Below are 8066 nucleotides of genomic sequence, written 5' to 3' on the forward strand. Positions count from 1 at the left end.
CTGCAATTGCTGTCGCGCGTCACCGCCGAGGGCAAGCTCGAAGTGTCGCTGGTCGATCAGCCGATCGCCGATCCGCGCGACGATCAAGTCGTGGTCAAGGTGCTGGCGACCCCGATCAACCCGTCCGATCTCGGCCTGTTGTTTGGCGCGGGCGACCTGTCCACCGCGCAGGTTTCGACGCGCGACGGCCATCCGCTCATCACCGCCGACGTGCCACCACCCGGCATGCGCGCGATGGCGGGGCGGATCGGCGAGGCGATGCCGGTCGGCAATGAAGGGTCTGGCGTGGTGATCGCGGCGGGCGCGTCCCCGGCGGCGCAGGCGCTGCTCGGCAAGACCGTCGCGATGCTGGGCGGGGCGATGTATGCGCAATATCGCACGCTGCGTGTCGCCGAGTGCATGGTGCTGCCCGATGGCACCGCCCCCGCCGACGGTGCCTCCTGCTTCGTCAATCCGCTTACCGCGCTCTCGATGACCGAGGTCATGCGCCGCGAAGGGCATAGCGCGCTGGTCCACACCGCCGCTGCCTCCAATCTCGGGCAAATGCTGGTCAAGATTTGCGCGAAGGACGGCATTCCGCTCGTCAATGTAGTGCGCAGCCCGGCGCAGGCCGAGCTGCTGCGCGGCATCGGCGCGGTGCATGTCGCCGATTCGAGCGCGCCCGATTTCCTCGACACGCTGACCGCAATGATGGTCGAGACCGGCGCGACGATCGCCTTCGATGCGATCGGCGGCGGCAAGCTTGCCGGGCAATTGCTGAGCTGCATGGAGGCGGCCGCGGTCAAGCGCATGACGACCTACAGCCGCTATGGCTCCGACACGTTCAAGCAAGTCTATATCTATGGCGGGCTCGATCTCGCGCCGACCACGCTCAACCGCAATTTCGGCTTTAGCTGGGCGATCGGCGGGTTCCTGCTCACGCCGTTCCTGATCAAGATCGGGCCGGAGGCGGTGCAGGCGCTCAAGGACCGCGTTGTCGCCGAGCTGACCACGACCTTCGCGAGCCATTACACGCACGAAATCTCGCTCACCGAAGCACTGCAGCCGGAGATTTTCGCGGCCTATGCCAAGCGTGCGACCGGGTCCAAATATCTGATCTGCCCGCACAAGGCGTGAGGATAGCGGGCGACGGCTAGCCGAAATCAGCAGCCGTCGCCATTGCCCCCATCGCTGCGCAAATGCCGTGAAATTCGCCGACCATGTCGTGGATGATGGCGCGCACGCTGCGGACTTCGTCGATCAGCCCGGCGCTTTCACCCGCGAGGCCAACCGAGGCCTCCATATCGCCGGCAAAATACAAATCCTGGATCCGCGCGAACGTGTCGGCAGGCATCAGCCCGGCTTCGTGGATCGCGGCGGTGCGCGCGGTTTTCAGCGCGCGGATGCACGGTGTCGATTTGGTGTTGAGCATGAAAGTGCCGGTTTCCTTGGCGTCGAGGATCGCCTGCTTGAAGCCGGGATGCACCGGGCTTTCCGCCGACGCCACGAACCGCGTGCCCATCTGCACCGCTTCCGCGCCCAGCGCGAAGGCGGCGGCCATGCCCTTGCCGTCACAAATCCCGCCGGCCGCGACCATCGGCACGTCGGTGACGCGGCGGATCGCCTGGAGCAGCACAAGCGTCGAGACTTCCTCGGGATTCTTGAACCCGCCACCCTCGCCGCCTTCGACGATCAACCCGTCAACCCCCGCCGCGACGCTCTTCAGCGCGGCATCGACCGTCGGGACGGCGTGATAGACGACGATTCCGGCGGCTTTGAGCGGGCCGACGAACTTGGCGGGGCTGCCCGCCGAGGTGGTGACGAATTTCACGCCCGACGTGCAGATGAAATCGAGCATCGCTTCGTCCTTGAGGAAGCGGATCGGGAGGTTCACGCCGAACGGCGCGTCGGTCAGCGCCGCCATCTTGAGGATCTCGGCCTGGCAGATCTTGGTTTCGCCCGACGATGTCTCGATGATGCCTAAGCCCCCCGCCTCGCACACCGCCGAGGCGAGCGCCGAGCGCGCGATCCAGCCCATCGGCGCCTGGACAATCGGATAACGTGCGCCGGTATGCGCGAGGAAACGGTTCATAGCGGGCACCCTCTCAATGGCTTTGCTTGCTTGTAGCGCCGAATGGCGGCGGTGCTATAGCGACGCGACTGGTCGGTATGATCCGCCGCGCGTAGAGGCCGACGCTTTTGAAACCTCCCATCCCCCGCAGCGGCAGCGCCGTCCCGACCGGTCGCTTTGCCCGGCTATCACGCTTCGGCGGGCTGGCGGCGAGCGTTGCCGGCGGAATGATCGGGGAGGGGGCGCGGCAACTCGCCAGCGGTAAGCGCCCGGCGCTCGGCGATTTGCTGCTGACCCCGGCCAACGTCGTGCGCGTCACCGATCGGCTGGCGAAGCTGCGCGGCGCGGCGATGAAATTGGGGCAATTGGTGTCGCTCGATTCGGGGGATCTGCTGCCGCCCGAATTGTCCGAGATCTTCGCGCGCTTGCGTGCCGATGCCGAACCGATGCCCGCGCAGCAGCTCGGCGCGGTGCTCGCCGCTGAGTGGGGCGCGGATTGGCAAAGCAAGCTGTCCGCCTTCGATGCCAATCCGATCGCCGCCGCCTCGATCGGCCAGGTCCATCGCGGACGCACGCACGACGGGCAGAAGCTGGCGATCAAGGTCCAATATCCCGGTGTGGCGCAGAGCATCGACAGCGATGTCGACAATGTCGCGACGTTGCTGCGCCTGTCGGGTCTGGTGCCGAAGGATCTCGATCTCGCCCCGCTGCTCGCCCTGGCCAAGGTGCAATTGCGCGAGGAGGCGGATTACACGCGCGAGGGGGAATGCCTGGCGCGCTTCGGGGTCTTGCTGGCGGGCGATCCGCATTTCCACGTCCCCGATTTCCTGCCCGAGCTCTCGACGCCGACGATCCTGACAATGCGCTATGCCGACGGCGTGCCGATCGAATCGCTGACCGACCGCCCGCAGGCCGAACGTGATCTGGTCGCCGGGCGGATGCTCGATCTGGTGCTGCGCGAACTGTTTGAATTCGGCCTCATGCAGACCGACCCCAATCTCGCCAATTACCGCTATGACGCGGAGACGGGGAAGATCGTATTGCTCGATTTCGGCGCGACGCGCGAAATCGCGCCCGCGATCGCCAACCTCTATCGCCAGATGCTCCGCGCGGTGCGCGATGGCGACCGGGCGGCGGCGCTGAAGGCGCTCGAGGGGTTCGGGCTGTTCGATGCCGCGACCCCGGCGGCACATAGCGACGAAGTGCTCGCTTTGTTCGACATGAGTGCCGGCATGTTGCTGCCGGAAGGCGCGTTCGATTTCGGCGATTCGAGTTGGATTCAGTCGATGCGCGGGCGTGGCCTCGCGCTGGCGTCGGACCGCAGCGCATGGCGGGTTCCCCCGGTCGAAACGCTGTTCGTGCAACGCAAGCTTGGCGGGAGCTATTGGCTGGCGGCGCGGCTCAAGGCGCGGGTCGATCTGCGCGCCTTGCTCGATCGCTATTTGTAGCCGTTACCAGAAACGACTGCCGGGGATCCCCTTAAAGGGTCCCGCCACCGCGCTGGTGATCCAACCGCCGTAAAACCCGCCTGGCTGCGGCACGACCGTCTCGCCGTCCACGCTGCAGCTATCGAACGCGTGCGCGTAAAAGGCGACATGATCGCGCAGCATTGCGAAGCTGCGCGAGGGATTGGGGTAGCTCCAGCCGACTGCGGGCAGCACTTCGTCGTCGAGCACCACGTCCCAATAGACCGCTTGCCCCTTCCATTCGCAGAACGAACTGCCGCTCCCCCGCCGCAGCACGCCGGGGCGGATGTCGGCGGGCGGGATGTAATAACTGGGGGGATGACTCGTCTCGAGCGTGCGGATGCTGGCGGTGGTGTTTGCAATCTTTAGCGTTCGATGTTCGATTACGATGTGCGCGGCGGTCGGTTCGCAGATCGCCGGGCGCGGGAAGGACCAGACGCTTTCCTGCCCTGGCCGGACGGGGTCGGGCGTGGGCCAGTTCATGTCCGTTCCCACTTTCGCATCGTGCGTTGCAGCAGCGGCCGCGCGCGCAGGAACAGGACATACAACCGCTCCAGCCCCGCCAGCACGATCGGCACGCGCGCGGCCAGCCCGAGCGGGCGCAGCAGCGGGATCGCGCGCCACATCGCCGCGAACGCCGCCGCCCCCGACAGCAGCACGCCATTCTCGCGCGCGTGGAAGCGGGCGAGCAAGTCGCGACGGTCGATCGGGCATGTCGCATCCTCGGCCGCAACATCGATGAAATCGATCGCCCCCGCGCGATCGAGCCGGCGCATCACCGCGATCTCGCGGCGGCACAACGGGCAGGCACCGTCGTGCCACACCGTCAGCCGGGAAGTCATAAGCTGGTTCATGCCGACGCTATCGCACAGTCGCGGGGCTAGCCCAAGGCGGCAAGCGCGGCGCGGTGATCGCCGAAATTGCGCGCGGCGCGGCGCAGGAAATCATCGATCGCCGCCATATCGGGCGCACCGGGTCCGGCGGGATGCGGCGCGCGTTCCGGAAACTGACCATAGCCTGCGAGCAAACAGTGCCACGAGGTCGCGGCATAATAGCCCGCAATCCCCTGCTGCGCGATCTCGGCCTCGAGATCGCCGCCGGTGAACCAGCAGGTGAGGATCGCTTTGAGCGAATCCGACAGGCAATCATGGGCGGCATTGGCGCGCCAATAGGCGGTGTCGGTGCGCCGGTTCATCCGGTAGTGACAGACGATATAATCGCGGATCCCGTCATAGCGCGCAGCGATCCGCGCGTTGAACGCATCGCGATTAACAGGCGTGAAGCCACCGCCCTCATAGGCCTGAATGAAGCCCTCGACCGTCGCCTGCACGATGTGCAGCGCGGTCGCCTCCAGCGGCTCGATAAAGCCCTGCGACAGGCCAACGGCAAGGCTGTTGCCCGACCACGTCTCCGCCACGCGCCCGACCTTCATCGACAAATGCCGCGCAGTCCCGTCGTCGCCCACGCCGAGATGCGCGCGGAGTTCGGCCTCGGCTTGGTCCTTCGAGCAGTAGGATGACGCATAGACATAGCCATTGCCGGTGCGGCTGGTCAGCGGGATGTCCCATGCCCAACCAGCCTTGAGCGCGGTCGCGCGCGTGGCGGAAGCGGTGCCGGTCGGATCGGCCGGGGTCGGCAGCACCACCGCGCTGTCGTTGAACAGATTGTCGGCAAACGACACGAACGGCACGCCAAGCGCCGCCTGATGGATGACGCTGCGAAAGCCGCTCGAATCGACGAACAGATCGCCCGCGATCCGCTCGCCTTCCTCGGCGACGAGATGCGTGACCGCGCCATCCGCAACCGCGACCGCAACGATACGGCGTTCGAGATGGAAGATACCGCGCTGGACCGCATGGGTCCGCAGAACGGCACCGACCAGATGCGCGTCGAAATGATAGCCATAGGCTGGCCCGAGCGGAAACGCCTCGGCCGCGATCGGCGCCAGCCGCTCCGCCGCCAGCCGCGCGGGGAGGAAGAAGCGATCGGGATGCGCCCAGACATCCTGCCCGTGCCGCCGCCGCCTGGTCGCATCGAAAAAGGCGGGCGCGGTGTGGAGATCGAGCGGACTGGGGAAGGGGTGAAAATAGCGATCGTACCCCGCCCGCTCCGACCAGCCACAGAATTCGATGCCGTTCTTGTAGGTCGCGTTGCAGGCGGGCATCCAGTCGGCCTCGGCGATACCAAGCCGATCGAAGAACGCCTTCAATTGCGGGGTCGATCCCTCGCCGACGCCGATAATGCCGATCTCGGGGCTTTCGATTACCGTGACAGCCGCACTCGGCCAGGCGTGCGCGAACAAATTCGCCGCCATCCACCCCGCCGTGCCGCCGCCGAGGATGACGATGCGCAGGCCGGCGGGTGGCTGTGTCACCGCAGCAGCCAGCCGAACACCGCGTCGAGCCGCGCCGCCCAGGCATTTTCCTCATGCTCAGCACCGGGATAAGCGCGGCTTTCGAAATCGCGGCCCTTCGTCCAGCCCAAACCGGCGACATCCTGATCGATCAGCGCCTGAAAGGGCGGATAGGCGGCGTCGAGCGTCTTGTCGCCATGATCCATCCACAGCCGCCGTCCGTTCGGCTTGCCGAGATGCTGCGTCAGATATGCCTTCCACAGCGCGGGCCGCTCGTCGCCCGGCACGAGTTGCAGCGCGAAGGTCAGCGGCCAATGCGTCGAGACGCACCCGGCGCGGCCGAACACTTTGGGGCGCTCGATAAAGGCGTAGCACGACATCAACCCGCCCATGCTTGAGCCGACCACCGCGGTATGCGCGGCATCACGGCGGGTGCGATAGGTCCGGTCGATCAGCGGTTTCAATTCGTCGGCGAGGAAGCGCAGATAGGCGTCGCCGAACAGCGCTCCCTTGGCGCTCTGGTCGATCTCGGCGCGCAGTCTGGGCGAGGCGTCGGCATAGAGCCTTTGCGGGAAATATTGCCGATAACGCGCTTCGCCCGGCTGATCGACGCCGACGATGATGACCGGCGCGATCTTGCCCGCCGCGACCAGCCGCAACACCGCTTTGTCCGCCGCCCACACCTTGTCGAAATTGGAGCGCTTGCGATCGAACAGATTCTGCCCGTCGTGCATGTAGATGACGCCATAGCGCCGCTTGCCCGCATCGTAGCCGGGCGGCAGCCAGATTGTCACGCGCGGGGGCGTGATGTTGACCGAAGGGGCGGCCGCGATCGTGACGAAGCGTCCGGCATCCTGCGCGGCGGCGCGCAGCGGCAGAAGCAATGCGAGCAAGCACAACACCAACAACACCGCTTCCCCGGCGAAGGCCGGGGCCCAGTTACTCAGCGCCGATGCTTCGGACGCTGCGCTCCGCAACCAGGGCCTGCGCAACTGGGCCCCGGCCTTCGCCGGGGTGGGAAGTTGGGGGAACACTATCTCTTACCCGCCACGAAGCGGACCGCCATCCCGCCACCGGGCGCGAGCGGCAGGCTGAGCGTGTCGCCGCGCTTCACGGCGCGCGTTTCGATCACCATCGCGTGGCGTTTGTCGGTGCGATAATCGGCATCGGGCGCGTCGCGATAGATTTGCGCGGTGTAACGCCGCGCAGGATCGAGGAAATCGAGCGATACGGAGAGCGTGCGCGCATTTTCGTCGGTCACGCTGCCGAGATACCAATCGTCGGACGCGCGATCATGCCGCGCGATCGTCGCATAATCGCCGACTTCGCCGTTGAGCACGCGCGTATCGGACCAATCGGTCGGCACGTCGCGGATGAACTGGAAGGCGGGCATGTGCCTGGCATAGTGCTCGGGTGTGTCCGCCGCCATCACGACCGGCGAATAGAGCACGACATACAGCGCCAATTGCTTGGCCTCGGTCGAGAGCAGGTCGCTATCGTCCGAACCTTTCAGGCTCAGCACGCCCGGGGTGAAATCCATCGGCCCCTCCAGCATCCGCGTGAACACCAGATTGGCCTCATGCTCGGGCGGATTCTTGCCCGGCCAGCTATTATATTCCATCCCGCGCGACCCTTCGCGCGCGACCCAATTGGGGTAGGTGCGGCGCAAGCCGGTGTCCTTGACCGGCTCATGGCTGTCGATCGACACGTGATACTTTGCGGCGGTGGTGACGACGCGGAGGTAATGGTTCACCATCCACTGCCCCTCATGCCATTCGCGGTGCTGGCTGCCATCGGGATCGACGCGCTCGATCTCGGCGGCATCGGTGACATAGCCCGTCTTCACCACCGGAATGCCGTGATCGCGCGCATAGCCGAAGGCGCGGTCGAGCTGGCTGTCATAGTGGCTGGCCGAGCCGCCGGTTTCGTTATGGCCGATCAGGTAGACGCCCTTCGCCTTGGCATAGCGCATCAGTGCGGCGGCATCGAAATCGGGGGTCGGCGTGTCGAACTGCATCGCCTTGCCATTGCCGAACCAATCGCCGTCCCAGCCGACATTCCAGCCTTCGACCAGCACGCCGGGGATGCGGTTGGCGCTGGCGAAATCGATATAGGTCTTGACGTTGGCGGTGGTCGCGCCGTGCTTTGGTCCGGTCGCCCAGCTCCATTTGCCGGTGATCATGTTCCACCACACGCC

The 8066-nt window shown here is 66.0% G+C and carries 8 protein-coding genes; 2 read left to right on the forward strand and 6 right to left on the reverse strand.

Features of this window, described 5'->3' with window-relative positions:
• The coding region (locus tag ABWP09_RS10345; RefSeq protein ID WP_353205065.1) for a zinc-binding dehydrogenase at window positions 1-1116 on the forward strand (1116 nt) is incomplete at its 5' end.
• Window positions 1117-1132: 16 nt separating this feature from the next.
• Here ABWP09_RS10345 and ABWP09_RS10350 read toward each other — a convergent pair.
• Window positions 1133-2071 (reverse strand): NAD(P)H-dependent flavin oxidoreductase, encoded by a 939-nt coding sequence (locus ABWP09_RS10350; RefSeq protein WP_353205066.1) that lies wholly within the window; start codon window positions 2069-2071, stop codon window positions 1133-1135.
• Between the two features lie 107 nt (window positions 2072-2178).
• Here ABWP09_RS10350 and ABWP09_RS10355 point away from each other — a divergent pair, with 107 nt between their 5' ends.
• A complete protein-coding gene (locus ABWP09_RS10355; protein ID WP_353205067.1) occupies window positions 2179-3498 on the forward strand; it encodes an ABC1 kinase family protein in 1320 nt (439 codons plus the stop codon).
• 3 nt (window positions 3499-3501) lie between these two features.
• Here the strand turns inward: ABWP09_RS10355 and ABWP09_RS10360 are convergent, their stop codons facing one another.
• The 5 genes from ABWP09_RS10360 to ABWP09_RS10380 form a co-directional block, all read right to left on the reverse strand.
• The gene (locus tag ABWP09_RS10360; RefSeq protein WP_353205068.1) at window positions 3502-3999 is read right to left on the reverse strand and encodes a DUF427 domain-containing protein; all 498 of its coding nucleotides are present in this window, start codon (window positions 3997-3999) and stop codon (window positions 3502-3504) included.
• The gene (locus ABWP09_RS10365) at window positions 3996-4370 is read right to left on the reverse strand and encodes a thiol-disulfide oxidoreductase DCC family protein (RefSeq protein WP_353205069.1); all 375 of its coding nucleotides are present in this window, start codon (window positions 4368-4370) and stop codon (window positions 3996-3998) included. The genes ABWP09_RS10360 and ABWP09_RS10365 overlap by 4 nt, the downstream gene beginning before the upstream one ends.
• Window positions 4371-4396: 26 nt before the next feature.
• On the reverse strand, window positions 4397-5890 hold the full coding sequence (locus tag ABWP09_RS10370) for a tryptophan halogenase family protein (protein WP_353205070.1): 1494 nt from the start codon (window positions 5888-5890) through the stop codon (window positions 4397-4399).
• Window positions 5887-6771 (reverse strand): alpha/beta hydrolase, encoded by an 885-nt coding sequence (locus ABWP09_RS10375; protein WP_502959788.1) that lies wholly within the window; start codon window positions 6769-6771, stop codon window positions 5887-5889. Before ABWP09_RS10375 ends, ABWP09_RS10370 begins: the two co-directional genes overlap by 4 nt.
• 131 nt (window positions 6772-6902) lie before the next feature.
• On the reverse strand, window positions 6903-8066 hold a 1164-nt coding region (locus tag ABWP09_RS10380), incomplete at its 5' end, for a glycoside hydrolase family 97 catalytic domain-containing protein (protein WP_353205072.1).

This window comes from Sphingomonas sp. (assembly GCF_040398505.1).
In the GTDB taxonomy this organism is placed as follows: Bacteria; Pseudomonadota; Alphaproteobacteria; order Sphingomonadales; family Sphingomonadaceae; genus Sphingomonas.

What these genes read in the sequence shown, in the direction of transcription:
- ABWP09_RS10360 (WP_353205068.1), bottom strand. Translation starts at nt 3,999, where the DNA reads ATGAACTGGCCCACGCCCGACCCCGTCCGGCCAGGGCAGGAAAGCGTC.
- ABWP09_RS10350 (WP_353205066.1), bottom strand. Translation starts at nt 2,071, where the DNA reads ATGAACCGTTTCCTCGCGCATACCGGCGCACGTTATCCGATTGTCCAG.
- ABWP09_RS10365 (WP_353205069.1), bottom strand. Translation starts at nt 4,370, where the DNA reads ATGAACCAGCTTATGACTTCCCGGCTGACGGTGTGGCACGACGGTGCC.